This window comes from Nonomuraea sp. NPDC050540 (assembly GCF_044457485.1).
Taxonomy (GTDB): Bacteria; Actinomycetota; Actinomycetes; order Streptosporangiales; family Streptosporangiaceae; genus Nonomuraea.
In genome coordinates, this window is record NZ_JBITHA010000024.1 from 1 (window position 1) to 24250 (window position 24250).

Annotated in this window: 25 protein-coding genes and 1 pseudogene; 17 read left to right on the forward strand and 9 right to left on the reverse strand. The window is 71.0% G+C overall.

Annotated features, from left to right (window positions below; translation table 11 throughout):
• The 4 genes and pseudogenes from ACIBI5_RS48150 to ACIBI5_RS48165 all read right to left on the reverse strand — a co-directional run.
• Window positions 1-564, reverse strand: a 564-nt coding sequence (locus tag ACIBI5_RS48150) for a PA domain-containing protein (RefSeq protein ID WP_397257574.1), incomplete at its 3' end; no start/stop codon positions are given.
• Between the two features lie 81 nt (window positions 565-645).
• Window positions 646-1992: a glycine cleavage T C-terminal barrel domain-containing protein gene (locus ACIBI5_RS48155; protein WP_397257771.1), complete on the reverse strand. Its 1347-nt coding sequence runs from the start codon at window positions 1990-1992 to the stop codon at window positions 646-648.
• Window positions 1965-2120 (reverse strand): annotated as a pseudogene (locus tag ACIBI5_RS48160) (FAD-dependent oxidoreductase); the annotation flags it as partial. The pseudogene ACIBI5_RS48160 and the gene ACIBI5_RS48155, both read right to left, overlap by 28 nt.
• Before the next feature lie 22 nt (window positions 2121-2142).
• On the reverse strand, window positions 2143-2889 hold the full coding sequence (locus ACIBI5_RS48165; protein WP_397257576.1) for a GntR family transcriptional regulator: 747 nt from the start codon (window positions 2887-2889) through the stop codon (window positions 2143-2145).
• Between the two features lie 298 nt (window positions 2890-3187).
• Here ACIBI5_RS48165 and ACIBI5_RS48170 point away from each other — a divergent pair, with 298 nt between their 5' ends.
• The 3 genes from ACIBI5_RS48170 to ACIBI5_RS48180 are packed head-to-tail and all read left to right on the forward strand — an operon-like array spanning window position 3188 to window position 4396.
• Window positions 3188-3775, forward strand: a complete 588-nt coding sequence (locus ACIBI5_RS48170; RefSeq protein ID WP_397257577.1) for a hypothetical protein — start codon at window positions 3188-3190, stop codon at window positions 3773-3775.
• A 21-nt stretch (window positions 3776-3796) separates the two neighbouring features.
• Entirely contained in the window at window positions 3797-4144 is a 348-nt protein-coding gene (locus ACIBI5_RS48175) for a YybH family protein (protein ID WP_397257579.1), read from the forward strand.
• 39 nt (window positions 4145-4183) lie between these two features.
• Window positions 4184-4396 (forward strand): hypothetical protein, encoded by a 213-nt coding sequence (locus ACIBI5_RS48180; protein ID WP_379618437.1) that lies wholly within the window; start codon window positions 4184-4186, stop codon window positions 4394-4396.
• 324 nt (window positions 4397-4720) lie between these two features.
• On the opposite strand, the gene ACIBI5_RS48185 is transcribed toward ACIBI5_RS48180, so the two are convergent.
• Window positions 4721-5311, reverse strand: a complete 591-nt coding sequence (locus ACIBI5_RS48185) for a TetR/AcrR family transcriptional regulator (protein ID WP_397257581.1) — start codon at window positions 5309-5311, stop codon at window positions 4721-4723.
• Between the two features lie 65 nt (window positions 5312-5376).
• Here ACIBI5_RS48185 and ACIBI5_RS48190 point away from each other — a divergent pair, with 65 nt between their 5' ends.
• The 4 genes from ACIBI5_RS48190 to ACIBI5_RS48205 are packed head-to-tail and all read left to right on the forward strand — an operon-like array spanning window position 5377 to window position 11464.
• Window positions 5377-6633 carry an FAD-dependent oxidoreductase gene (locus tag ACIBI5_RS48190; protein ID WP_397257583.1) on the forward strand — a complete coding sequence of 419 codons (1257 nt, stop codon included), beginning with the start codon at window positions 5377-5379 and terminating at the stop codon, window positions 6631-6633.
• Window positions 6634-6676: 43 nt separating this feature from the next.
• Window positions 6677-7306, forward strand: coding sequence for an RNA polymerase sigma factor (locus ACIBI5_RS48195; protein ID WP_397257585.1), 630 nt, complete (start codon window positions 6677-6679; stop codon window positions 7304-7306).
• A 44-nt stretch (window positions 7307-7350) separates the two neighbouring features.
• Window positions 7351-8481, forward strand: coding sequence for an amidohydrolase family protein (locus ACIBI5_RS48200; protein ID WP_397257587.1), 1131 nt, complete (start codon window positions 7351-7353; stop codon window positions 8479-8481).
• A gap of 16 nt (window positions 8482-8497) precedes the next feature.
• On the forward strand, window positions 8498-11464 hold the full coding sequence (locus ACIBI5_RS48205) for an ATP-binding protein (protein ID WP_397257589.1): 2967 nt from the start codon (window positions 8498-8500) through the stop codon (window positions 11462-11464).
• Here the strand turns inward: ACIBI5_RS48205 and ACIBI5_RS48210 are convergent.
• A complete protein-coding gene (locus ACIBI5_RS48210; protein WP_397257591.1) occupies window positions 11401-12675 on the reverse strand; it encodes an FAD-dependent monooxygenase in 1275 nt (424 codons plus the stop codon). The two genes, ACIBI5_RS48205 and ACIBI5_RS48210, sit on opposite strands and share 64 nt — an antisense overlap.
• Before the next feature lie 98 nt (window positions 12676-12773).
• Here ACIBI5_RS48210 and ACIBI5_RS48215 point away from each other — a divergent pair, with 98 nt between their 5' ends.
• The 4 genes from ACIBI5_RS48215 to ACIBI5_RS48230 all read left to right on the forward strand — a co-directional run bounded on the left by ACIBI5_RS48215 (window position 12774) and on the right by ACIBI5_RS48230 (window position 16698).
• Complete coding sequence (locus ACIBI5_RS48215; protein WP_397257593.1) at window positions 12774-13937, forward strand: low temperature requirement protein A; 1164 nt, start codon at window positions 12774-12776, stop codon at window positions 13935-13937.
• A 78-nt stretch (window positions 13938-14015) separates the two neighbouring features.
• Window positions 14016-14345: a YciI family protein gene (locus tag ACIBI5_RS48220; RefSeq protein WP_397098625.1), complete on the forward strand. Its 330-nt coding sequence runs from the start codon at window positions 14016-14018 to the stop codon at window positions 14343-14345.
• On the forward strand, window positions 14345-15553 hold the full coding sequence (locus tag ACIBI5_RS48225; RefSeq protein ID WP_397257595.1) for an RNA polymerase sigma factor: 1209 nt from the start codon (window positions 14345-14347) through the stop codon (window positions 15551-15553). Before ACIBI5_RS48220 ends, ACIBI5_RS48225 begins: the two co-directional genes overlap by 1 nt.
• Window positions 15554-15666: 113 nt before the next feature.
• Complete coding sequence (locus ACIBI5_RS48230) at window positions 15667-16698, forward strand: fatty acid desaturase family protein (RefSeq protein WP_397257597.1); 1032 nt, start codon at window positions 15667-15669, stop codon at window positions 16696-16698.
• A 311-nt stretch (window positions 16699-17009) separates the two neighbouring features.
• Here the strand turns inward: ACIBI5_RS48230 and ACIBI5_RS48235 are convergent, their stop codons facing one another.
• Window positions 17010-17228: a hypothetical protein gene (locus ACIBI5_RS48235; protein ID WP_379618418.1), complete on the reverse strand. Its 219-nt coding sequence runs from the start codon at window positions 17226-17228 to the stop codon at window positions 17010-17012.
• Between the two features lie 46 nt (window positions 17229-17274).
• Here ACIBI5_RS48235 and ACIBI5_RS48240 point away from each other — a divergent pair, with 46 nt between their 5' ends.
• The 5 genes from ACIBI5_RS48240 to ACIBI5_RS48260 all read left to right on the forward strand — a co-directional run bounded on the left by ACIBI5_RS48240 (window position 17275) and on the right by ACIBI5_RS48260 (window position 21592).
• Window positions 17275-18432 carry a sensor histidine kinase gene (locus ACIBI5_RS48240; protein WP_397257599.1) on the forward strand — a complete coding sequence of 386 codons (1158 nt, stop codon included), beginning with the start codon at window positions 17275-17277 and terminating at the stop codon, window positions 18430-18432.
• Window positions 18429-19097, forward strand: coding sequence for a response regulator (locus ACIBI5_RS48245; protein WP_397257601.1), 669 nt, complete (start codon window positions 18429-18431; stop codon window positions 19095-19097). Before ACIBI5_RS48240 ends, ACIBI5_RS48245 begins: the two co-directional genes overlap by 4 nt.
• A gap of 98 nt (window positions 19098-19195) precedes the next feature.
• Entirely contained in the window at window positions 19196-20449 is a 1254-nt protein-coding gene (locus ACIBI5_RS48250; protein WP_397257602.1) for a cytochrome ubiquinol oxidase subunit I, read from the forward strand.
• A 12-nt stretch (window positions 20450-20461) separates the two neighbouring features.
• A complete protein-coding gene (locus ACIBI5_RS48255) occupies window positions 20462-21199 on the forward strand; it encodes a cytochrome d ubiquinol oxidase subunit II (RefSeq protein WP_397257603.1) in 738 nt (245 codons plus the stop codon).
• Between the two features lie 3 nt (window positions 21200-21202).
• Window positions 21203-21592 carry a VOC family protein gene (locus tag ACIBI5_RS48260; protein WP_379618408.1) on the forward strand — a complete coding sequence of 130 codons (390 nt, stop codon included), beginning with the start codon at window positions 21203-21205 and terminating at the stop codon, window positions 21590-21592.
• Window positions 21593-21645: 53 nt separating this feature from the next.
• Here ACIBI5_RS48260 and ACIBI5_RS48265 read toward each other — a convergent pair whose 3' ends face one another.
• Both ACIBI5_RS48265 and ACIBI5_RS48270 read right to left on the reverse strand, forming a co-directional pair.
• The gene (locus ACIBI5_RS48265; protein WP_397257604.1) at window positions 21646-22149 is read right to left on the reverse strand and encodes a hypothetical protein; all 504 of its coding nucleotides are present in this window, start codon (window positions 22147-22149) and stop codon (window positions 21646-21648) included.
• 48 nt (window positions 22150-22197) lie between these two features.
• Entirely contained in the window at window positions 22198-23859 is a 1662-nt protein-coding gene (locus ACIBI5_RS48270; RefSeq protein ID WP_397257605.1) for an alpha-amylase family protein, read from the reverse strand.
• Between the two features lie 37 nt (window positions 23860-23896).
• Between ACIBI5_RS48270 and ACIBI5_RS48275 the strand changes: the two genes are divergently transcribed.
• Complete coding sequence (locus ACIBI5_RS48275) at window positions 23897-24238, forward strand: hypothetical protein (RefSeq protein WP_397257606.1); 342 nt, start codon at window positions 23897-23899, stop codon at window positions 24236-24238.
• Window positions 24239-24250: the final 12 nt, after the last annotated feature.

Below are 24250 nucleotides of genomic sequence, written 5' to 3' on the forward strand. Positions count from 1 at the left end.
GATCTTCTGGGCGAAGGCGCAGGTGCCGCGCTGGATGAGGGCGATCCGGCCGGCGACGAAGCCGTTGAAGTCAGCCGCTTCGCAACCGCTGGTGGAGGTGGGGGTGGGCGTCGGCGGGAGCGTGAGGTCGACGCCCTGGACCTGCGCGGTCACGTCGCCGGGGGGCGACGGCTGGAACGTGAAGAAGTCCTCGTTGGGCACGTAGGTCTTCTGGCCGGGCGCGGTCAGGTTGAGGGTGGGCGGGCTGTTCTCCACCCAGCCTTCGACGAAGTCGGTCGGCTGGAGGGTGACCTTGTAGCCGGCCTTGCGCAGTTTGCTGGCCACGTAGTCGCGCGATGCCGGGTAACCGGGTGTGCCGGTGGCGCGGGTGCCGCCGTTGGCGGTGGCGATGGCCTGGAGTGCGTCGAGGTGCTTCTTGACGTTCGTGCCCTTGACCTTTTTCACCATCACTTTGGCGATGATGTCGTCCAAACCACCCCCGGCTTGGGCCGGGGTGGCCAGGGCCACCGGCAGGGTGATCACCGCGATGATCGCGGTGATCCCTCTGCGCAGGGAGGTACGCATACGGGACTCCTAGGTTTTGTCTGAGAATTTCCCCGATGGTGCGCGTCGCCCTCGGAACGTAACAGGTGATGATCGACCCGCCTAGGCACGGATTGTTACACCTGGCGGGTCGTCAAGAGGCGCGGTGTGATGCCGGACAGGGTGCCGGTTTCCCATAATTTCCACCACGAACTCGGAAGATGCGGCCACCTGCGCCGGAACGTAGGCACAGAAGATGTTCTCTCCCACCGTGTGTCCAAAACCGGCACTTTTCACAGGAGTCAACCTGCCGTCAGGAAGGACGAGCGATTCGCCACCGTGCATGACGACCTCGCCACTGGCGGTGAACCACGTCAGCCGCCGCGCGGGCCCCCGGTCACGGATGGTGCGCAGGGCGGGTCCGGCCAGCAGTTCGGGCTTGGCGTGGACGGCGAGGCCCGCCTCGTAGGGGTTGTCGTCGGCGCTGATGTCGGCCGCCCAGGCCGGGTAGTGCTTCTCCAGCCGCAGCGATCGAAGCGCCCTGTAGCCCACGTCGACCGCGCCGAACCCGGCCCCGACGAGGCGTTCGTAGAGGTCGAGGGCGTACTCGGCGGGCACGTGCAGTTCCCACCCGAGCTCGCCCACGCATGTGGTGCGCAGCGCGAGCACGGGCGCGTGCGCGACGTCGATGTGCCGCGCGCTCAGGTAGGGGAAGGCCGCGTCGCCGAGGTCGGCGGGGCTGAGCGCGCCGAGCAGGTCGCGCGAGCGCGGCCCGCACACATTGACGACCGCGTAGGCGGATCCGACATCCGTGATCGTCATTTCCGGTACGGCATGCCGCCGCAGAAAGGCGGTGTCGTGCTCCCCGAACGCGCCCCCGGTCACCAGGTAGAAGCGGTCACCGGCGAGCCGCGTGACGGTGACGTCGGCCTCGATGCCCCCGCGGACGTTGAGCAGCTGGGTGTGGACGATCGTCCCGGCCGGGACGTCCATCTCGGCTCCGGCCAGCTTCTGGAGAAGCGGGAGTGCCCCAGGTCCGGAAATTTCATACTTCGCGAGTGAGCTCATGTCCACGATGCCCACCCCCTCGCGAACCGCCCGGTGCTCGGCCGCCACGTACGGCCACGCCTCCGTCCGCCCGAAGCCCGGCGTCTCCGGCGGGCCGAAGTAGCCGGGCCGCTCGTACCCGGCCTTGGCCTCGTAGGCGACCCCGCGTTCGAGCAGCCGGTCGTAGAGCGGGCCGCGCCGCTGCCCGCGCGCCGCTCGCGCCTCGTGCCCCGGATAGCCGATGGCGTAGTAGCGGGCATAGGACTCGACCGCTCTTTCGTGCAGCGCGCCGTACACCGTGTGCGCCCGCCCGAACCGCCGCACGTCGAACGGCCAGAGGTCCAGAGCTCGGCGCCGTGGCGCATCAGCCGGGTGAGGTTGCCGGAGCCGCGCAACTGGCCGACGAGGCCGGCGGCGTGCCAGGTGGCGCCGTGGGTCAGGCCGAGCCGTTCGATCAGGATGACGTCGGTCCTGCCGCGCAGGGCCAGGTGGTAGGCGATGCTGCAGCCGATCACGCCGCCGCCGATGATCACGATCTCGTGGTGGGTCACGGCGTCCGACGCTAATGGTTGCCTACCTTTCGGACAATCCCCACACCACCATGCGTGTTCTATCGCCGCGATAGACGTCTCTGCCGAACTCCACCGGCCGGTCGGCGTCGTCGTAGGCGATCCGCTCGATGTACATCAGCGGGGCGCCCTCCTCGACGTCCAGCGCCGCCGTCTCCTCCGGGCCGGCCAGGATCGGCTCCAGGTACTCCACCGCCCGGACCGGGGTGTGCCCGTAGACCGCTCTGAGCAGCTCGTAGATGGAGCCGTCGAGGGGGTGGTCGAGCAGGCCGGGGAACAGGGCGAGCGCGTAGTAGGTGTGCTCCAGGGCGACCGGGCGGTCGTCGGCCAGCCGTACGCGGACGATCTCGTGGACCGGCTCGCCCGGCTCGACGCCGAGAGCGGCGGCGATGGCCGGGCTGGCCGAGCGGCCCCGGGCCGACAGCACCCGGGCCGCGGGCTTCATGTCCTGCTCGCGCAGCTCGTCGGCCAGACCGGAGTAGCGCGACAGGTTCCGCCGCACCTTGGGCTCGGCCACGAACGTGCCGCCACCCCTTCCCACGGTACGCACCACGTGGCCGTGCCTCTGCAGTTCCCGCAGGGCCTGGCGCAGGGTGTCGCGGCTGACGCCGATCTCCGCGGCCAGGTCGCGCTCCGCCGGCAGCCGGTCACCGGAGCTCAGCCGGCCCTGGGCGACGGCTGCCACCACGGCGTCGACGATCTGCATGTAGAGGGCGCCGCCGTCCTCGTCGAGGTCTATCCGCCCGAGCATCCGACCAGGATAGCCAAAGGACCGTACCTTAAGGGGAGTCCGGGGATCCGGACCCACGAAAGAGGGGTCCGGATCCCCCCGCGAGGTCCGATCCCCCGCTCGGTCGGATCCCCTTCGGGACGGTCCGATCCCTTCGAGGCGGTCCGATCCCTTCGAGGCGGTCCGGTCCCTTCGAGGCGGTCCGGTCCCTTCGAGGCGGTCCGGTCCCTTCGAGGGGGCCGGATCCCCCGTGCGAGGGAGGGGCGAGATCGCTCGCACCGGCGATCACTTTCGTGGCGCGAAATCCCAGGATTGAGGCATGAACCTGCGCACCGCGTACCTCGCCACCCCGCTCCTCGTCCTCGCCTACGGCGTCATCCGCATCCTGGACGGCCTCGACGGCTCACGGGGCCCCGGGATCGCCTGGACGACCGGCCACCTGGCCTTCATCGCCGCCCTCGCCCTCTTTATCCCGATTTTTCTGGACATGAGGCGCAGGCTGGGCGGCGGCGTCCTGCCCACCGTCACCGTCGTCGCCGGGATCGCCGGCATCGCCTGCGCCATGGCCCAGTTCGTCATCGACGTGATCGTCGGCTTCATGGCCGCCGACCACGCCGGGATGGGCGTGCTGTTCGACCGGGTCCAGGAGGTGCCCGGCGTCGATCTGCTGGTCTACCAGGGCGGGCCGTTCCTCTTCTACATCGCCCAGTTCGTGCTGGTCACCCACCTGGCCGTCGTCAAGCAGGTCAAGTACTGGACCCCCGTGCTGGTCATGCTCGACTTCATGCTGCCCCTGATGAACAAGGACCTCATGCCGCTCGGCGCCCTGTGCCTGCTGGTGTCGTTCATCCCCCTGGCGCGCACGGCCGCCACGCCGCTCCAGGGCCGCCACATCCTCGCGGCCTGAGGCGGTCTACCCTGGTAGGACATGAACCTCGAACAGTGGATCGCCGACTATGTCCGGGCGTGGAACACCAACGACCCGGCCGGCATAGCCGCGCTCTTCACCGAGGACGCGTCCTACTACACCGAGCCCCACGCACAGCCATGGCACGGCCGCGACGCGATCGTGGCCGGCTGGCTCGCCAACCAGGACGAGCCCGGCCAAACCTCCTTCACCTGGCAACCGCTGACGGTGACCGGAGATCTGGCGATCGTGCAGGGCACGACGGTGTATCCGGACCGGACGTTCAGCAACCTCTGGGTGATCAGATTCGGCCAGGACGGCCGATGCCGGGAATTCACCGAATGGTGGATGGAACACCACCCCAGATGATGCAATGAGCCTCTGCCGCCACCATGCCGAGGAGCCCCGTTGACTGACAACCTCGACCTCGCCGCCAGTGCCCAGGAACTCGCCGACAACGCGCCGGCCGGTTCGGTGAGCCGCGCGGCGGCCTCGTCCGTGGCCATCACGCTGGCCACGACCCGCGACACGAACCACGCCAGGAACACCCTCGACGGCCTCGCCCCCGCAGAGGTACGGCAGGCCGCCCTGGACCTCTTCGAACGCCTCGTCACCAGATAGCCCCCGTCGGTCGCCCCGGGATCAGGGGGCTCCCGGGGACCCCGAAAAGGGGCCCGCCACAACCAGAGAGACCGCACAACCAGAGACCGCACAACCAGAGAGACCGCAGAACCAGCAGAACGCGGAACCCGAAAGAACGCGAAAAGCCCGCCACAGGCGGAAAGACCGCCCTACACGCGCCGGATCCGGCCGCCACACGGTAAGGCCGCCCGCGGACCGGGACGGGCAGGCCGCCACACGCTGACAGCCGGCCACAGACCGGGCGAACAGCCCGCTACACGCGGACAGACCCCGCACACGGACAGACCAGCCAAAGGCGGAGGATCAGGACCCGAGCCGCCCGACGATCAGCGCGACCTGCTCGGCGTAACGCTCCCCGAACTCAGCCGAGGCCGGGTCGAGCCCGGTGGCCGCCTGGACGAGCTGCGGAAAGGACACCCCCGCCGCCGCCATGGCGAAGCAGGCCACCAGCAACATCCCCGGATCCACATCCTGGGGAAACTCCCCGTCGCCTCGCCGCCTGCCCAGTTCGGCCACATCGCGGCGTACGTTCTCGACGAAGGCGGGGTCGGCCGGCACCCCCTCGGTGAGCCCTCCCCAGACCATGAGCTTCCCCAGCTCGCGATGCGCGGAGTTGGCCCTGGCATACCCGGCGACGAGAGTCGCCAGCGAAGCCGCCTGATCGGCGAACGCGCTCTCCTCCGCCTGCCACCGCCCGGTGAGCTCCTTGTAGAGCCCCTCCTTCCCCCCGAAGTAGTAAGAGATCAGCTGCTTGTTGACTCCGGCGCGCGCGGCGATCTCACTCACTCTGGCCCCGGCGAACCCCTTGGCGGCGAACTCCGCCAGGGCCGCGTCGAGGATGCGCGCCCTGGTGCGCTCGGGGTCGCGCTGCTTCTCCTCCGGTGCACGTCTCATACATCGCACACTATCATCCATCCGTTTGGTTGACAGAATCATCCAATCGGTTGATAGTGGAGCGCATGACGACGAAGAAGCATGTAGCGATCATCGGCGGCGGCATCGGCGGGCTCTGCCTGGCCCAAGGACTGCACAAGGCCGGAGTCCGGGTCACCGTCTACGAACGCGACCGCACACCCGCCGACCGCCTGCAGGGCTACCGGGTGCACATCGACCCGCACGGAGCCCGCGCCCTGCGCGACTGCCTGCCGCCCGAACTGTGGCGGGCCTTCCTCGACACCACCGGCACCAGTGGCCAGGACTTCGGCTTCCTGACCGAGCGACTCGACGTGCTGGCCCTGATCGAGACGCCCAAGGCCGCCGACCCCGCCGCCGACCACCACTCGGTCAGCCGCATCACGCTCCGGCAGGTCCTGCTGGCCGGCCTGGAGGACGTGGTGCGCTTCGGCAAGTCCTTCGAGCGCTACGAACGGCTGCCGGACGGCCGGGTCCGCCTGCACTTCGCCGACGGCGACAGCGCCGTGGCCGACATCGTGGTCGCGGCCGACGGCGGCAACTCACGGGTGCGCAAGCAGTACCTCCCGCACGCCGAACGCATCGACACCGGCATCACCACGGTGGCCGGGAAGTTCCTGCTGACCGACGAGACCCGCGGCCTGCTCGCCCGCCGGCTCACCGACGGCCCGAACAACGTCATCCCGCCCCGGGGCATCGGCCTGTTCTGCGCCCCGCACGACCTCGGCGGCGCCGCCCCGGTAGACGGCATCGGCGCCACCGAGCGGGACGGCGCGCTCATGGACAACGCCGCGAGCTACATCCTGTGGGCCGTCGGCGCCGCCGAAGGCCGCTTCCCCGCCGACGTCGCCGACCTGCCGGGCACGGAGCTCCGGGCCGCGGTCGGCGACATGATCTCCGGCTGGCACCCCGACCTGCGCGCCATGGTCGAACGTTCCCACCCCGACACCGTCTCCCTGCTGCCGATCCGCACCTCGATCCCGATCGAGGCCTGGCCGGCGAGCAACATCACCCTGCTCGGCGACGCCATCCACAGCATGACCCCGATGCGCGGCATCGGCGCCAACACCGCGCTGCGCGACGCCCGCCTGCTCTGCCACGCGCTGACCGGCGACGGCGACGAGATCACCGCCATCGCCGCATACGAGGAGCAGATGCGCGGGTACGGCTTCGCCGCCGTCCGCGACTCCCTCAGGGCCGCCAAGCAGTTCGTGGGTGACAACCGGCTGGCCAGGACGGGATTCAAGACCTTCCTGCGCACGGTCCAGCGCTTCCCGTCGCTGAAGTCACGCGTATTCTCCTGAGCCCGGAAGGGAAAGCTTTCCCGCACATCGGGTGATACTCAGCATGGCAGCCACTCACGTCGAAAAACCTCCCGAGGCGTCACTCGACGACTTCGACGCGGTCTTCGACGCCTACTTCCCCGGGATACACCGCTACGTGGCCCAGCGGCTCGGCCCCGACCACGCCGACGACGTGGTCGCCGAGACCTTCCTGACCGCCTTCCGCAAGCGGGCCCGCTTCGACCCGGGCCGGGCGGCCCTGCGCTCCTGGCTGTACGGCATCGCCACCAACCTGGTCGGCAAGCACCGCCGTACCGAGATCAGAGCCCTTCGCGCGATGAACCGTCACGGCGCCGCGCCCGACTCCCCGGGCCATGAGGAGCGCGTGACCGCCTCGGTCAGCGCCCAGAGCCTGCGGCCCGCGCTCGCGGCGGCCATCGCCGCCGCCGCCTACCGGGCGCTGGCCGGCCTGCCGCACGTGAAGATCGTGGAAGGCGTCGAGAACGCGGGGACCGCGATCGAGTTCCGCCTGCAGGAAGGCCAGCCCACCCAGGTCCGGGTGATCATCGACCCGGAAACCTCGATGGTGACGTCGTACCAGGTCACCGGCATGCCGGGCAAGGGCGACCGGATCGAGACCGTGCTCGCCTCCGGCTGGACCGACGAGAAACCGGCGCCGCCGACGGTTGAGTAAGGGGTACTCAGGTCAGGCGGCGTGCGCGGTGCCATGGTGAGGGCATGTTCACCATGCGGGCACGCCGCCTGTTCGACGGCCAGGACCTGTACGAAGACCGGGTGGTCACCATCCACGACGGCCGGATCGCCGCGGTCTCCGGCCCCGGGCCCGCCGACCTCGACCTCGGAACCGCCACACTGCTGCCGGGGTTGATCGACTGCCACGTCCACCTGGCCTTCGACGCCAGCGAGGACGCCGTCGCGCACCTCGACCGGCCGGACCTGGCCGCCCGCATGCGCCAGGCCGCCCGCCGGCACCTGGACGCCGGTGTCACGACCGTGCGCGACCTCGGCGACCGCGACTACCTGGCGCTCGGCCTCGGCCTGACCGCCACGGAAGGCCCGGAGATCCTGGCCTCCGGCCCGCCCATCACCACCTCGGGCGGCCACTGCTGGTGGCTCGGCGGCCAGGCCGACGGCGAGGCGGCGGTCCGCGCCGCCGTACGCGAGCGGGCCGCGCGCGGCGCCCATGTGATCAAGGTGATGGTCACCGGTGGCCAGATGACCGAGGGCTCGGCACCCCACCTCATGCAGTACGGCCCGGCCGAGCTGAAAGCCGCCGTGGACGAGGCGCACGCCGCCGGCCTGCCCGCCGCCGCCCACGCCCACAGCCCGGAGGGCATCGCCGAGGCGCTGCGGGCCGGGTTCGACACGATCGAGCACTGCGGCTTCTGGACCGAGGACGGGGTCGAGCCCGATCCGCTCATCATCGCCGCGCTGGCCGACTCGCCGGTCGTGGTCTCGCTGACCGCGGGCATCGTGCCGGTGCCCGGCATGGCGCCGCCGCCCGAGATCAGGGCCCGGCTGCCGAAGATGATCGAGGTGCTCAGGACCCTGTACGCGGCCGGGGTGGCGTTCGTGATCGGCAGTGACGCGGGCATCGCCCCGATCAAGCCGCACGGCCTGCTGCCGCACGGCGTGCAGATGCTGGTCGACTCCGGGTACGCGCCGCTGGACGTGCTACGCGCCGTCACCTCGGTGGCGGCCGGGGTCTGCCGGGTCGGCGCCAGGAAGGGCCGGATCGCGCCCGGGTTCGACGCCGACCTGCTGGTCGTGGCGGGCGACCCGCTGGCCGATGTCACCACGCTCTGCCGCCCGCTGGCCGTCTACCGCATGGGGCGGAAGGTCGCCTGATCGCTAAAGTGGACGGGTGCGGATCGCGATGCTCGGGCCGCTGCTGGTCTCCGGGGCCGAGATCGGCGGCGCGCGGGTGCGGTCGCTGATCGTCAGGCTGGCGCTCGACCCGGGTCGTGTGGTGGGCGCCGACCGGCTCGCCGCCGACCTCTGGCCGGACGACCCGCCCGCGCACCCGCAGGCCGCGCTGCAGTCCTTGGTCTCCCGCGCCCGCCGCGAGGTGCCCGGCCTGATCGCCTCCCACCCTTCCGGCTACCTGCTCGACCTGCCCCCCGACGAGGTGGACGTGTGGGTCTTCGAGCGCCTCGTCCGCACCGGCCGGGCCCGCGCCGCGCTCGGCCTGTGGCGCGGACGGCCTCTCGCCGACGCCGAGAACCTGCCGTTCGCCGCCCCGCCCGCCGCCCGGCTCGACGAACTCCGCCTGCAGGCTCTGGCCACCCGCATCACCGCCGACCTGACAGAAACCACCCACCTGACAGAAGCCACCCACCTGACAGGAGTCGCCGGCCCGGTGGAAGGTGCCGCGGACGTGCTGGCCGAGCTGGAAGGACTGGTCGCCGCCCATCCGCTGCGCGAGCCGTTCCACGCGCTGCTGGTACGCGCCCTGGCCGGGCAGGGCCGCCGGGCCGAGGCGCTGGCCGCCTACGAGCGCGTCAGAACGCTGCTCGACGAGACGCTCGGCGCCGATCCCGGACTCGAGCTCAAGGAAGCGCACCTGGCGGCGCTACGGGACACCGAGCCCAACGAGCAGCCGAGTCTGCCCACCCCGCTGACCAGCTTCGTCGGCCGCACGGAGGACCTCGCGCGGCTGCGCGCGCTGCTGGCGGGCGGGCACCGGCTCGTGACGCTGACCGGTCCCGGCGGCGTCGGCAAGACCCGGCTGGCGCTGGAGACGGCGTCGGGGTTCCGGCGCGTACGGCTGGTCGAACTCGCCGCCCCCAGCTCCGGTACGCGAGCCGCCCTGGAAGGTCCGTCCGGTGCGCGGGCCGCTCGGGGGGGTGCGCCGGATGTGCGGGCGGCTCCGGGGCGCGCGTCGGATGTGCGGGCGGCCCTGGGGCGTGCGCTGAACACCGCCGACCCGGTCAACGCGCTGCGCGGCACGGGATCGGTGCTCGTGCTGGACAACTGCGAGCACGTCGTCGAGGAGGCCGCGCGGGTCGCGGAGTGGCTGCTCACCGAGGTGCCCGACCTGCGGATCCTCGCCACCAGCCGCGAGCCCTTGGACATCTCCGGCGAGAGCACGCATCCCGTCGCGCCGCTGGACGACGAAGCGGCGGTCGCGCTGTTCGCCGAGCGGGCCGCCGCGGCCCGGCCGGGCGCCATCGGTCCCGGCGACCGGGCCGACGTCGCGCGCATCTGCGCCGAGCTGGACGGCATCCCGCTGGCGATCGAGCTGGCCGCCGCCCGGCTGCGGACGATGCCGATCTCGGTGCTGGTCGGGCAGCTGGGCGATCGGCTGAGCTTTCGCGGCGGGCGTACCGCGCAGCCTCGGCACCGCACGCTCCGCGCGGTGATCGACTGGAGCTGGGAGCTGCTCGACGAGGCCGAGCGGGAGCTGCTGCGCGGACTGTCGGTGTTCGCCGGAGGAGCCACGCTGGAGGCGGCGCGGCAGGTGTGCGGCGCGGACGTCGCGACGTTGTCGTCGCTGGTGGACAAGTCGCTGGTGGGGCTGTCCGGTGAGCGGTACACGATGCTGGAGACGATCAGGCGCTACGCCGGGGAGAGCGGCGAGCCTCCCCTCGACGCGCATGCCCGCTACTACACCGAGCTGGCCGAGCGCTGCGAGCCGTACCTCAGGACGGGTGAGCAGGTGAGCAGGCTGGCGGTGCTGGACGCCGAGCAGGCCAACCTGGACGCCGCGCTGGAGCACACCCGTGAGCCGCTGCGGCTGTTCCTGGCCCGGGTGTGGCCGTGGGTGATGCGCGGGCGGCGGCGCGAGGCCCGCGAACGCGCCGCCGAGGTACTGCGCCGCAGCACCCCCGCGGACGGCGAGCTGGCGTACGGGCTGGCCGCGGTGATCGCCGGGGAGCCGCCCTCCGCCGCGGTGCTGGCCGCCGACCATCCGGCGGCGCTGGCCGCGTGGGCGCTGGCCGACCGGCTCGGGCCGCCGAGCGGCGTGGTCGAGCTGGCCGAGACGGCCGTGGCCCGCCTGTCCTGCCATCCCGACCCGTGGACGCGGGCGGCGGCGCGGCTCATGGCCGGGATCGTGCGCTTCGAGTACGGCCGGTCGGGTCAGGCGGAAGAGCTCCTGCTGCCCGCGCTCGACGGGTTCCGCGCCGTGGGCGACCGCTGGGGGCTGGCGTTCGCGCTCTACTGGCTGTCGCTGGCCGCGGAGAACCGCGGCGACTACGCCGCCGCGCTGGAGTTCGCCGAGCGCTCCGAGCGGCCCGCCGCCGAGATCGGCGGGCTGGAGGCGCTGCCCGGCCCCCTCATGTTCCTGGTACGGCTCGCCCAGCTCCGTGCCCGCTCCGGCGACCTCGACGGGGCCGCCGCCGTGGCCGGCCGGGCGTGGGAGGCGGCGCACAAGACCGGTGACCCGCTCGGCATCGTCCGTGTCCTGCACGCCAACGGCGAGCTGGCCAGGCTGTCCGGCGACCCCGCGCGGGCCCGCGCCCTGCTGCGCGAGGCGCTCGCTCTGGCCGCGACCACGCCGGTGCCGCCCCAGCTGGAGGCGCTGGTCAACGTCGAGCTGGCCCGGGTCGCCGACGAACCCGGCCCGCCGCTACGCCGGGCGCTGGAGCTCATGGAGGGCGGCGACGACCGGACCGTGCGGGCGACCGTTCTGGAGGCCGCCGCCCGCGCGCTCTCCGGCAGCGCCGAGCCCGCGGTCGTCGCCAGGATCGCCGGCGCCGCCGGTGCGCTGCGTGACGTCCCCGCCGTCACGCGGCGGCTGCTGGCCGAGCTCGGCCTGTCCGCCTGTCAGGATGAGGTGGCGATGCCGAACCCCGAGAGGTACGCGCTGAGCTCGCTCTCGTCCCCGTGATAGCCGACGTATCCATCGGGGCGGACCAGGATCACACCTTCCTGGCCCTCCTGGGGCGGGTGGACGCGGACGGCTTCGCCGTACTCCCGCGTGGTATCGGCGAGCAGCAGGAAGTGCGGCCCGCGCCGCTCCTCGAACAGCGCGCCGAAGCGCTCGCCGCCGCGCGGCCCGCGCGAGAGCGGTGAGCCGAGGTAGGCGAGGTTGAGCTGCTGGGTCTCCTCGTCGCGCTTGAGGTCGGCCGTGCGCAGCAGCCTGGTGCTGAGCCCGAGGACGTGCTCGGCGACGGCCATCCGCTCGAACTCGTAGGTGTCCAGCAGGGTGTCGTCGCCGGCGGCGAGCTTCCAGCCGAGGTTGTAGGCGTCCTGCACGCCGGTGTTGAGCCCCTGGCCGCCCGCCGGGGAGTGCACGTGCGCCGCGTCGCCCGCCAGGAACACCCGGCCTACGCGGAAGCGCTCGGCCATCCTGATGTTGACGCGGTACTCCGACTGCCAGAGCACCTCCTCGACGATCTCCGGGAACTCGGTCGCGCCCGGCGCGGTGAACTGGAAGACGTCGGTGCCGGGAATCGGGCACAGGCTGTAGTTCAGCGTCTTCTTCGCCATGTCCCCCCAGACATGCCAGTGCTCGCGATCCACACCTTTCGCCCGGACGTCGGCCACCAGCATCCGCTCGCTGTCGAACGTCTCCCCCGCGAAGCCGACGCCGAGGTGCTTGCGCACGAAGCTCCTGCCCCCGTCCGCGCCGACGAGATGGCCGAACCGCTCCCGCTCGCCCCCGCGCAGCGTGGCCGTCACGCCCTCCTCGTCCTGCTCGAACCCCGCCAGCTCGGTGCCCAGCTCGACCTCGTGCCCGAGCCCGGCCAGCCGCTCGCGCAGGATCCGCTCCGTCCGCCACTGCGGCTGCATGATCAGATTCGGGTACGGCACCGCCGCCGAAGCCCGCCTGATCTCGCTCATCCGCCCCTCCCAGACCACCTCCCCATCGGCCCAGCTGCGGATCGGCGGATAGGTCGAGCCGCTGGCCAGGATCTCCTCGGCCACCCCGAGATCGTCGAAGACCTCCAGGGTCCGCGGCTGCAATCCCTTGCCCCGCACCCCGGCCGGATGGGCGGCCGACTTCTCGATGATGCGGAAGGCCAGCCCGCGGCGGGCCAGCTCGATGGCCAGGGTCAGTCCCGTCGGCCCGGCGCCCACGATCAGTACGTTTCTCATGCCGGACACGCTCCCGCGGCCCTCTGTCATGGCTCTGTCAGCCGCTGTCACTAGGGTGTCCGCATGTCGCCGCTGTTCACCGCTGTGGAGGGCCCGTGATGAGAGCCATCAGGAACCACAGCGCCGAGGGCCCCCGGGTCGCCCCCTTCGAGCTCTTCTTCGACCTCGTCTTCGTCTTCGCCATCACCCAGCTGTCGCACCTGCTGCTGGCCCACCTGACCGTCGGCGGCGCCGCGCAGGCGCTGTTCCTGACGCTCGCCGTGTGGTGGGCCTGGATGTACACGACGTGGACCACCAACTACTGCGACCCCAACCACCCGGTCATCCGCATCATGCTCGGCGGCCTCATGCTGGCCAGCCTGATCATGGCCGCGTCGGTGCCCGAGGCGTTCGGGGACCGGGCGATGTGGTTCGCGCTGGCCTACGTGGCGATCCAGTGCGGCAGGACGGCCGTGGTCATCTGGGCCACCTCGGGCAGCGACCTGCGGAAGGTCTTCATCGGGGTCGGCTTCTGGTTCCTGATCTCCGCGGTGTTCTGGATCACCGGCGCCTGGCTGGGCGGGTCGCTCCAGGTGGTGCTGTGGATCATCGCGCTGCTGCTCGACTACGGCGCGCCGATGATCCGCTTCCCCACCCCGGTCATCGGCCGCACGTCCACCCACGACTGGCAGATCAACGGCGCGCACATGGCCGAGCGGTGCCAGCTGTTCATCATCATCGCCCTCGGCGAGTCGATCCTGGTCACCGGCGCCACGCTGGCCGGGGCCGAACCGGACGCGCTGACGCTGGCGGCGTTCACGATCTGCCTGCTGGGCAGCGTCGCCATGTGGTGGGTGTACTTCGACCTGACCGCCGACCTGGCCGCCGAACGCATCGAGTCCTCCGACGATCCGGGCAGGCTGGGCCGGTCCGCGTACACCTACGCGCACATCCCGATGGTGCTCGGGATCATCGTCTCGGCCGTCGGCGACGAACTGGTCATCGCCCATCCCGGCGGCCGGGCCGAGGTGGCGACCGTGCTGATGGCGCTGGGCGGACCCGCCCTCTACCTCGCCGGTCACACCTGGTTCAAGTACATCGTCTTCGGGACGTTCTCGGCGCCCCGCCTGGCCGCGATCGGCGCGCTGTGCGTCTTCGCCGTGCTGGCGATCCTGGTGCCCGTCGTACCGCCGCTGCTCCTGAGCACCGGGTCCCTGGTGATCCTGGTCGTGGTCGCCGTCTGGGACACCCGCCACTACCGCGGGCTCCAGATGGCGGCGTGAGGAAAATCTTCGGGCCCGCTGTCCGGTACGGCCGCCGCCGCTCGTCACCATGGTGAAGTCACACCAAGGAGGCCAACGATGAAGTACATGATGTTCGTCTGCAGCGACACCGAGCCCGACACCGACACCACCCCCGAACCCGACATCGAGGTGTGGGTGGCGGAGAACGACGCGGCCGGACGGCGGCTGGACGGCTCCGCCCTCGCGGCTCCGGCCAGCGCGACCACCGTGCGGGTGCGCGACGGGCAGTTGCTGGTCTCCGACGGGCCGTTCGCGGAGACCAAGGAGGTCATCGTCGGGTTCGACCTGCTGGAGTGCGCCGATCTGGACGAGGCGATCGAGGTCGCCCGCGCCCACCCGATGGCACGCAACGGCCGCCTGGAGCTCCGGCCGCTGATCGACCTCTGATGGACGACGCCGCCGCCCGTGCCGCTTCCGAGGCCGCCGTCGAGGCGTACCCGCGGATCGTCGCGGCGCTCATCCGGATCACCGGCGACTGGACGCTGGCCGAAGACAGTGCGCAGGAGGCGCTGGCCGTGGCGTTGGGGCGCTGGCCCAGTGAGGGCGTACCGGACAATCCCGGCGGCTGGCTGATGACGGTGGCCCGCAACCGCGCGCTCGACGTGCTGCGGCGGGCCACCGTCGAGCGGCGCAAGCTGAAGGAACTGGCGGTGCTCGCGCTGACCGCCGCCACCGAGGAGGAGCCTCAGGAGGAGGTCGTGGACGACCGGTTGCGGCTGATCTTCACCTGCTGCCATCCGGCGCTGGCGCTGGAGGCACGGGTGGCGCTGACGCTGCGGACGATCTGCGCGGTGCCGACGGGTGACATCGCGCGGGCTTTCCTGGTCAGCGAGTCGACGATGACCAGGCGGCTGACCAGGGCGAAGACCAAGATCTCAGAGGCGGGCATCCCCTATCGGGTGCCTGACGGGGAGGCGCTGGGCGAGCGGCTGCCCGGGGTGCTCGCGGTGCTGTATCTGCTGTTCACGCAGGGGTACAACGCCGATGGGGAGCCGGCCTTCGCCGAGGAGGCGATCCGGCTGGCCCGGCTGCTGACCGGCCTGATGCCCGAACAGCCGGAGGCGGCGGGGCTGCTGGCGTTGTTCCTCCTGCAGCACTCGCGGCGCGACGTCCGCCGCGACCGGGAAGGCCGCCTCGTCCCCCTCGACCGGCAGGACCGCACCCGCTGGGACCACCTCGCGATCCACGAGGCCACCGACATCCTGTCCGGGCTCGGCCACGGGGGCCCCTACACGGTGCAGGCCCGGATCGCCGCCTGCCACGCCACCGCCCCGACCCTCGAAGCGACCGACTGGCCGCTGATCGCCGGCTGCTACGACGATCTGGTACGGCTGCAGCCGAGCCCGGTCATCGAGCTGAACCGGGCGGTGGCGCACGGGTACGCCTTCGGGCCGGAGGCGGGCCTGGCCCTGCTGGCCGCGCTGCGGTCGGGCGGGGCGCTGGGCGACTACGCGTTGCTGGTGGCGGCCGAGGCCGACCTGACGGCCCGCGCGGGTGACCGGGAGCGCGCGGCCGTACTGTTCCGGCGGGCCGCGGAGAGCACGCACAGCGAGTCGGAACGCCTCGCCCTCCTGGCCCGCGCCGCCGACCTCTGACCCCCGGGAAACGTCCGTGTGCCAACGCGCGCGCATCGGTTCTCTAGCTGCGGAAAGACGGTCCGACCGGCGATGATCTTCCCTATGTGCCGCGAATAGGCCACTGTTGGGGCGTGACTACAGAGATCAGAGGAAGCGACTTCGCGCGCTTGGCTCGCAAGATCACGGAAGCCGGTCTGCTCGACCGTCGGCTCGTGTACTACGCCGTACGGGGCAGCCTGGTGGGCCTCGCCTTTTTCGGTGGGTGGGCCCTGTTCGTGTGGGTCGGCGACTCATGGTGGCAGATGGGAGTCGCCGTCCTGCTCGCGCTGGTCTTCACCCAGATCGGGTTCCTGGCCCATGACCTGGGGCACCGGCAGGTGTTCAGGACCAGGAAGCCCAGCGAGATCGCCGGACGGCTGATCGGTAACCTCGGCGTCGGCCTCGGCTGGGCGTGGTGGACCGACAAGCACAACCGGCACCACGCCAACCCCAACCACGAGGACCACGATCCCGACGTCTCGCCCGCGGTGATCGTCTGGTCGACGGAGCAGGTGGAACGCAGCCGCGGCTTGCCCCGTTTTATCGCGAAGTATCAGGCCTTCTGGTTCTTTCCGCTGCTCACGCTGGAGGCCTGGCACCTCCACATCGCCAGCTTCAAGGCGCTGACCAAGCCGACGATGCGCAACCGCGCCCTGGAGCTGACGCTGCTGCTGGCCCACTGCGCCTGGTACCTCGGCCTGATCTTCACCATCCTGCCGGTCGGCAAGGCCCTGCTCTTCCTCGTGATCCACCAGGGCGTCTTCGGCATCTACCTGGGCTGCACCTTCGCCCCCAACCACAAGGGCATGCCGATCCTGACCAGCGACGACAAGCTCGACTTCCTGCGCAAGCAGGTACTGACCTCCCGCAACGTACACGGCGGCTGGTTCACCGACATCGCGACCGGCCAGCTCAACTACCAGATCGAGCACCACCTCTTCCCGAACATGCCGGCGGTCAACCTGCGGCACGCCCAGCCCATCGTCGAGCGCTACTGCGCCGAGATCGGCGTCGATTACCTGACGACAGGCCTCATCGAGTCCTACGGCCAGGCCCTGAGCCACCTGCACGAGGTCGGCGCCCCGCTCCGCAAGCCCCACGCCGAGGCCACCGTCCACCCGTGACCCCGAACCCCTGAACTCGGCCCGCCCAGCCTCACCACAAGCGGGCCAACCCCCAGCCCCACCCAGCCGTACCCTCCGCTGCCGAGCCCCCGCCCCTCCGCTGCCCCGGCCTGGCTCCTCCGCCGGGTCTCCTGCCTGCGCACCGGGGACCCGACGCTTCCCCGGCGGCCCGCGCCGCCCCCTGCCATCCCGGCCATCGCGGCCTCGAAACCGCCCTGGCCCCTGCTCCCCCGTTCCGGTCCGGACCTGTTCTCCCCCCGGTCCGGGGATGCCCCGGAGAGGCTGATCCCCGGACGTTGTCGGCGGGCGTTCTAGCCTGTCTCCTGCCGCAGGCGGCGCGCGAGATCGTCGCGCCGTCCCTGGAGTTCCACGATCAGCCGGTCCTGGCCGTCGGCCATCTCCAGCAGTTGGGAACGCTCGACCTGGTCGGTCGCTCCCATGTCCCCGATCTGCTCCCGCAGTTCCAGCGTCGACTGGCGCAACCTGGCCAGATCATCGTCTACCTGCTGGAGTTCATCCTTGATGGTCATTCCCCTCACTTACCCACCAGAGGGCGAAGCCGTACACAATGGGCGTATGCCCAGGTTGCAGCCGAGCACGTGGTCGTCGATCGCCGTGATCGCGGCACTGATCGCCGGGACCGTGCTCACCGGTCGCATGCGGCCCGAGGTCCCGCCCAACGCGCTCGACTTCGCGCTGCCCGCGATCGCCTGCGGCGCGCTGCTGCTACGGCGCCGCTTTCCGGTGGCCGCGTTGCTGGTGACCGCGGTCTGCACGGCGCTCTACTATCCGTACGCCCGCCTCGACGGCCCGCTGCTGCTGGTCTTCCTGGTCGCCCTGTACAACGCGGCCGACCAGGGGCACCTGATCGCCGCGATCGCCACCGGCGCCGCCTCCGTGCTCGGGATGGGGATCGGGGAGCTGGGCGAAGCCCGGCACGTGGACGACTCACAGTTCGTGATGATCGGCGGCTGGGTGGTGGCCGCCATCGCGTTCGGCGGGGTGACCAAGAACCGGCGGGCCTTCCAGCACGAGGCCGAGCAACGCGCCCTCGACGCCGAGCACACCAAGGAGGAAGAGGCCCGGCGCCGCGAGACCGAGGAACGCCTGCGCATCGCCCGCGAGCTCCACGACGTCCTGGGACACAACATCTCCCTGATCAACGTGCAGGCCGGGTCGGCACTGCACGGGTTGAAGAAGCGGCCGGAGGACGCCGAGACCGCGCTGCGTACGATCAAGGACACCAGCAAGGAGACGCTCAGACAGCTCAGGACCACGCTAGGCGTGCTGCGGCAGGTGGACGAGGAAGCGCCCACCGCCCCTGCCGACAGCCTGGATCGCCTCGACGAGCTGGTGAAACGTTCCGGGCTGAAGGTGGCGGCGACGGTCGCGGGCGAGGTGTCGGGACTGCCCGCGCAGGTGGATCTGGCCGCCACCCGCATCATCCAGGAGTCGCTGACCAACGTCACCCGACATTCCGGGACAGACCAAGCAACCCTCACCATCACCCGCACGTCCGGAAATATCGTGGTCAGGGTGGAGGACGACGGGCCGGGCGCGGTCTACACCGACGGCGGCGGCTTCGGCGTGCAGGGCATGCGCGAGCGCGCCACCGCACTCGGCGGCACCCTCGACGTCGGCCCCCGCCCCGGTCGCGGCTTCACGGTCGTCGCCACTCTCCCCCTCACCCAAGAGGGTCCGACGGACGCTCACGCACAGGATGGAAAGCGATGATTCGCGCGCTGCTCGCCGATGACCAGAACCTGGTCAGGGCCGGGTTCAGGTCGATTCTGACCGACGAGGACGACATCGAGGTGGTCGGCGAGGCCGCGAACGGCGCGCAGGCCGTCGCCAAAGCCCGCGAACTGCGCCCCGACGTCGTGCTCATGGACATCCGCATGCCCGAGCTAGACGGCCTGGAGGCCACCAGCCAGATCGTCACCGACCCCCGGCTGGACGGGGTGAAGGTGATCATCCTGACCACGTTCGACCTGGACGACTACGTCTACGGCGCGCTCAAGGCGGGCGCCAGCGGCTTCCTGGTCAAGGACACGGAACCGGCCGAGCTCATCCACGCGGTCAGGGTCGTGGCCAGGGGTGACGCGCTCATCGCGCCGTCGGTCACGCGCCGGTTGATCGCGGAGTTCGCCGGGCGGGTCAAGCGTCCCGAGCCGGGTCCCGAGCTCAACGCGCTGACCGAGCGGGAGCGCGAGGTGATGGTGCTGGTGGCCGCTGGCCTGTCCAACGACGAGATCGCCGAGAAACTGGTGCTCAGCCCGGCCACCGCGAAGACGCACGTCAGCCGCATCATGACCAAGCTGCGCCTGCGCGACCGCGCCCAGCTCGTGGTGCTGGCGTACGAGGCGGGCATGATCACGCCGGGGTGGCTTACTCCCTGAGATGTACGCCGGGCCGTCCGGGGACCGCGAAAGTTGCGGGCCAGGTGCCCGCCGGAGCATGACGCCGGGACGGTGACCGTACCGGGATTCTCCTCGGCATGGACACCGTTGAGCTCGCCCGGCTGCAGTTCGCCCTCACGGCAGGGGCGCATTTCCTGTTCGTCGCCCTGACGCTGGGCCTGGCCACGCTGGTGGCGGTGATCCAGACCAGGGCGACGCTGACGCGCAGCCCGGTCCACATGCGGATGACGCGGTTCTGGGGCCAGCTCTACATCATCAACTACGCGATGGGCATCGTCACCGGCATCGTGATGGAGTTCCAGTTCGGCCTGTCGTGGAGCGGGCTGACGGACTTCGCGGGCAACGTGTTCGGCGCCTCGCTGGCGATCGAGACGCTGGTGGCGTTCTTCATCGAGTCGACGTTCCTGGGACTGTGGATCTTCGGCTGGAACCGGCTCAACCGCTGGGCGCACCTGGCGCTGATCTGGGTGGTGACGCTGACGGCGTACGCGTCGGCGTTCTGGATCCTGATCTCCAACGGCTTCTTGCAGAACCCGGTCGGCTACCGGATGACCGGCGGCGTGATGGAGCTGGTCGACTTCGGCGCGCTGGTGTCCAACCCGGCGGCCCTGGTGGCGTTCGGGCACGTGCTGGGCGGCGCGATGGTCGTGGGCGGGTTCTTCATGGCCGGGGTGAGCGCCTACCACCTGCGGCGGCGTACCACCGAGCAGAACTTCTTCCGCAAGTCGCTGCGGATCGGCGTCGCGGTGGCGCTGCCCGCGACGCTGGTCACCGCGACCTTCGGCGGGATGGGCTTCGAGACGCTGCAGCCGGCGAAGGCGGCCGTCTGGTCGGGTGCGGCCGAAGACATGGCCCGCGCGCAGGCCGACATGGTCGCGCGGTTCGGGCCCGGCGACTACCTGCCGCCGATCGGGTGGGTGCAGGGGGCGGGCATGACGATGATGATCCTGTTCGCGGTGATGTTGTTCTTCTCGGCGGCGAGCTTCCTGTTCATGCTGATCCGGCCGGTGGTGCGCGGGTTCCGGCTCTGGCACTGGATGCTGACGCTGATGATCCCGGTGCCGTTCGTCACGATGATCGCCGGGTGGATCTTCCGCGAGATGGGCCGCCAGCCGTGGGCCGTCTACGGGCTGCTGAAGACCTCGGACGCGGTCTCGCCGGCGAGCGCGGGGCAGATGCTGACCTCGCTGATCGTGTTCACGAGCCTGTTCGGGGTGCTGATCCTGCTCAACTACTGGCTGCTCGCCCGCCAGGCCCGCCGGGGCCCGGACGCCGCCGCGCTCGGGGCCGTCGAGCAGTCTCCCGTGGTCCGGCCCGCCCTGACCTTCTGAGAGGACGCGATCATGGAGATCTTCATTCTGGGCTTCTTCGCCGTCGGATACCTGATCCTGGCCGGGGCCGACATCGGGGTCGGGATGCTGCTGCCGTACCTCGGCCGGGATCTTGAAGAGCGGCGTGAGGTGATCGCCGCGATCGCGCCCTTCTTCCTCGGCAACGAGGTGTGGCTGGTGGCGACGGGCGGCGTGCTGGCGGGGCTGTTCCCGCACTTGGAGGGCGAGCTGATGGGCGGGCCCGGCTTCCTGGCGGTGGTGGGGCTGCTGGCCGCGTGGATCGTCCGCGACATGGGCCTTTGGCTGCGCGGACGGGTGCCGGGAGCCCGCTGGCAGGCGTTCTGGGACGGCGCGATCGTGGCGGGGAGCTGGGGGCTGGCGCTGGCCTGGGGCACGCTGCTGAGCGGGCTGCTGCTGGACATCTCCTGGCCGGCCGCGGTCCTGCCGGCGCTGGCGGTGGCGGCGCTGTTCGGCACGCACGGGCTGGCCTTCGCCTCGCTGCGGCTGACGGGGACGCTGCGGGAGCGGGCCAGGGTGCTCTCCCCCGGCGACGGAGAGCTGCGCACGTACGCGCTGACCGCGGGCGCGCTGGCGGCGGTCGGCCTCCTGGCCGGTTCCGGCCTCCACCTGGAGGCGGCGAACGCCTGGCTGGCGCCGGTGATCCTGGTCCTGATCCCGTTCCTGGTGGCCTCCCAGGCGTGGGTGTGGTGGACCTTCCGCCACCGGGTGACCGGCCCGTCTTACCTTTGACCCATGAAGGTACGTGAATTGCGACTTGTCGTGACCGCCGAGGACTACGAGGAAGCGGTCCGTTTCTACCGCGACGCGCTCGGCCTGCCCGAGCGCGCCGCCTACTCCTCGCCGGACGGCCGCGTGACCATCCTGGAGGCCGGCCGGGCCACCCTGGAGATCGCCGACCCCGCCCAGGCGGACTTCATCGACGCGGTCGAGGTGGGCAGGCGCGTGGCCGGGCACATCAGGGTCGCCTTCGAGGTGGACGACTCGACGGCCGTCACCCGCGAGCTGACCGACGCCGGCGCCACCCTCGTCGCCGAACCGACCAGAACCCCCTGGGACTCCCTGAACTCCCGCCTGGAGGGCCCCGCCGGACTCCAGCTGACCCTTTTCGAAGAACTCTCCTAGCCGGTACGGCCGGGCGGCCCCCTCCTCCGCCGCCCGGTCGTACCGCAGATCGGTCAGACCACCACGTGCACGCAGATGTCGATGTGCGACGTGCCGAAGGCGGCCATCTCCTGGGCCATCGCCGACACCTGGTCGGCGAGCTCGGGAGCCTCACCCGCCAGATCGTCGCTGACCGCCTGGTACACGATGGCGGCCTCCACGTAGTCGGCCGGCTCCAGCCGCATCTTCCGTATCTCGACGAGCGTCGGCCGGGACAGCGAGGGCAGGCCGGAGATCGGCCACGGGATCGGCGGGAACTTGATCTTCGGCGGGGTGCCGCACCAGTCGTCGACGATCTCCGTCAGGTAGCCGGACACCTCGGCCATGGCCTCTTTGCGGTCCTCGGCGAACATGACCCGGTTGAGGATGTAGGCCGCGTTGGCCTCGGTGACCATCTTCGCCAGGATGGGGCTCGGGTCGGGGCCATAGGCCTCGGCGAACATCTTTCGTGCGGGCGCGTACTCCTCGCGCCGGCGCAGAAGGCGCAGGAATTCCTTGCTCACGGACATCTTTGCCATGGCAGGAGCTTGCGCCCAGAACGGTATCCCCGCATGAGTAGCCCCTACTCATTGCGCCTTGACCGAGGCGTCCTCCGGCGGGACCTCGGGCGGCGCCGCCCGGAACCACCGGCACCCGTGCGGGTCCATGGGGATCTCCGCCAGCCCTTCGCCGGAGATCTCCAGCGTGCCGTCCGTCAGCAGGTCGGTGAGCAGGTAGTTCTCCAGCCCGTCGAGCTGGAGGCGGATGTCGGTGGCGCCGGCGCAGAGGTTGTGTGCCACCACGACCGTGGCGTCGTCGGCGTCGCAGCGGTGCGCGAAGACCGACGGGTGCCCGGACTCCAGCACCGTGCACTCGCCCCAGGCCAGTTCCGGGCATTCCCGGTAGCGCTCGATGAGCAACTGGATCCAGCGCAGCAGCGACCCGGTGTCGCGCTTCTGGTCGGCCACGTTGACGCGCTCCGGCCCGAAGGCGCCCTCCGGGATCTCGCGTACCGGCTCGGCGGGCGAGAAGCCGCCCTCGGCCGACCACTGCATCGGGCTGCGCACCGCCATCCTGCCCTCGGCCGCGAGGTCCTCCCCCATGCCGATCTCCTCGCCGTAGAAGAGCACAGGCGTGCCGGGCAGGGAGAACATCAGGCTGTAGGCCATCTTGATCCGGCGCGCGTCGCCGCCGAGCATGGCCGGCAGCCGCCGCCGCAGGCCGCGGCCGAAGATCTGCATGTCCTCCTCAGGGCCGAACGCCGCGAAGACCTCCTGCCGCTCGTCCTCGGTGAGCTTGTCGAGCGTCAGCTCGTCGTGGTTGCGCAGGAACACCGACCACTGGCAGTCCTTGGGCGGCCTGGGCCGCTCGCGCAACGCCTCGGCGATCGGTGCGGCCTCGGATCTGGCCAGCGCCAGCCAGGTCCGCTGCATGCCGATGAAGTCGAAGCACATGGTCAGCTGGTCGCCCAGGCCCGACCCGAAGTAGCGCACGAGCTCGGGGTAGGGCACGTTTACCTCGCCGAGCAGGATCGAGCTGCCCTCCCTGCGGGTCATGAACGCCCGCAGGCCGGCCAGGAAGTCATGCGGGTCGGCCAGCTCGGGCGCGACGTTCTCGATGACGAACGGCACCGCGTCCACCCGGAACCCCGACAGCCCGAGCTCCATCCAGAAGCCGAGCACCCGCACGATCTCGTCACGCACCTCCGGGTTGGCCACGTTCAGGTCCGGCTGGTGGCGGTAGAAGCTGTGCAGGTAGTACTGCCCGGAGCCCTCGTCCCACTCCCAGACGCTGTCCTCCTTGTCGGGGAAGACGATCTGCTCCGGGTCGTCGGGCTCGGGCTCGTCCGACCAGACGTACCAGTCGCGCAGGCGCGCGTCCCGGCCCGAGCGCGAGTCGGCGAACCACGGATGCCGGTCCGAGGTGTGGTTGATCACGAGGTCGGCGATGACCCGCAGGCCGCGGTCCTTGGCCGTGCGCATGAACTCCACGAAGTCGCCCAGCGTCCCCAGCCGGGGGTCCACGGTGTAGAAGTCGGTCACGTCGTAGCCGTCGTCCCGGTTCGGCGTCGGGAAGAACGGCATCAGCCACAGGCACGTCACCCCGAGCCCGGCCAGGTAGTCGATCTGCTGGGTGAGCCCGCGGAAGTCGCCCACGCCGTCGTCGTTCCCGTCCTTGAACGTCTCCACGTCCAGGCAGTAGATGACGGCGTTCTTCCACCAGAGGTCACTCGTGTAGGTCAGTCTCACGGGCTCCCCGCTACCCGGTCCGGGGTACGGTGAACGCATGAGGAGCCGGTTGTCCGCCGCCGTCCTCCTTGTGCTGTCCACGCTCTTCCTGGGTGGCGGCCTGCCGGCGCAGCACGCGCTGGCCATCTCCGCCCAGGTCACCGCCGCCCCGGCCGACCAGAGCGGCCACCGGCAGGCGGCGCCGCAGCCGGGCAAGCCGAAGGCCGCCGCCGACACCGGTGCGCATCATGGGTTCGGCGGGCTGGCCGTACCTCCGCCGAGAGCGCATGAGGCACGGCTCGCGCGCGGCCTCGCCCGCACCGGCGGCGACCACCACGTGCCCGCGGCCGAGCGCCCGCGCGCCCATCCCGCCCGCGCACCGCCACTCCACAGCGCCTGACCTTTCCTTTTC

Bases quoted from the DNA above. Each gene is read 5' to 3' on its own strand.
- ACIBI5_RS48165 (WP_397257576.1), bottom strand. From the start codon at position 2,889: ATGCTCGGGCGGATAGACCTCGACGAGGACGGCGGCGCCCTCTACATG.
- ACIBI5_RS48275 (WP_397257606.1), top strand. From the start codon at position 23,897: ATGAGGAGCCGGTTGTCCGCCGCCGTCCTCCTTGTGCTGTCCACGCTC.
- ACIBI5_RS48210 (WP_397257591.1), bottom strand. From the start codon at position 12,675: ATGAGAAACGTACTGATCGTGGGCGCCGGGCCGACGGGACTGACCCTG.
- ACIBI5_RS48260 (WP_379618408.1), top strand. From the start codon at position 21,203: ATGAAGGTACGTGAATTGCGACTTGTCGTGACCGCCGAGGACTACGAG.
- ACIBI5_RS48215 (WP_397257593.1), top strand. From the start codon at position 12,774: ATGAGAGCCATCAGGAACCACAGCGCCGAGGGCCCCCGGGTCGCCCCC.
- ACIBI5_RS48235 (WP_379618418.1), bottom strand. From the start codon at position 17,228: ATGACCATCAAGGATGAACTCCAGCAGGTAGACGATGATCTGGCCAGG.
- ACIBI5_RS48200 (WP_397257587.1), top strand. From the start codon at position 7,351: ATGTTCACCATGCGGGCACGCCGCCTGTTCGACGGCCAGGACCTGTAC.
- ACIBI5_RS48190 (WP_397257583.1), top strand. From the start codon at position 5,377: ATGACGACGAAGAAGCATGTAGCGATCATCGGCGGCGGCATCGGCGGG.
- ACIBI5_RS48265 (WP_397257604.1), bottom strand. From the start codon at position 22,149: ATGGCAAAGATGTCCGTGAGCAAGGAATTCCTGCGCCTTCTGCGCCGG.
- ACIBI5_RS48250 (WP_397257602.1), top strand. From the start codon at position 19,196: ATGGACACCGTTGAGCTCGCCCGGCTGCAGTTCGCCCTCACGGCAGGG.
- ACIBI5_RS48240 (WP_397257599.1), top strand. From the start codon at position 17,275: ATGCCCAGGTTGCAGCCGAGCACGTGGTCGTCGATCGCCGTGATCGCG.
- ACIBI5_RS48185 (WP_397257581.1), bottom strand. From the start codon at position 5,311: ATGAGACGTGCACCGGAGGAGAAGCAGCGCGACCCCGAGCGCACCAGG.
- ACIBI5_RS48170 (WP_397257577.1), top strand. From the start codon at position 3,188: ATGAACCTGCGCACCGCGTACCTCGCCACCCCGCTCCTCGTCCTCGCC.
- ACIBI5_RS48255 (WP_397257603.1), top strand. From the start codon at position 20,462: ATGGAGATCTTCATTCTGGGCTTCTTCGCCGTCGGATACCTGATCCTG.
- ACIBI5_RS48225 (WP_397257595.1), top strand. From the start codon at position 14,345: ATGGACGACGCCGCCGCCCGTGCCGCTTCCGAGGCCGCCGTCGAGGCG.
- ACIBI5_RS48245 (WP_397257601.1), top strand. From the start codon at position 18,429: ATGATTCGCGCGCTGCTCGCCGATGACCAGAACCTGGTCAGGGCCGGG.
- ACIBI5_RS48195 (WP_397257585.1), top strand. From the start codon at position 6,677: ATGGCAGCCACTCACGTCGAAAAACCTCCCGAGGCGTCACTCGACGAC.
- ACIBI5_RS48175 (WP_397257579.1), top strand. From the start codon at position 3,797: ATGAACCTCGAACAGTGGATCGCCGACTATGTCCGGGCGTGGAACACC.
- ACIBI5_RS48220 (WP_397098625.1), top strand. From the start codon at position 14,016: ATGAAGTACATGATGTTCGTCTGCAGCGACACCGAGCCCGACACCGAC.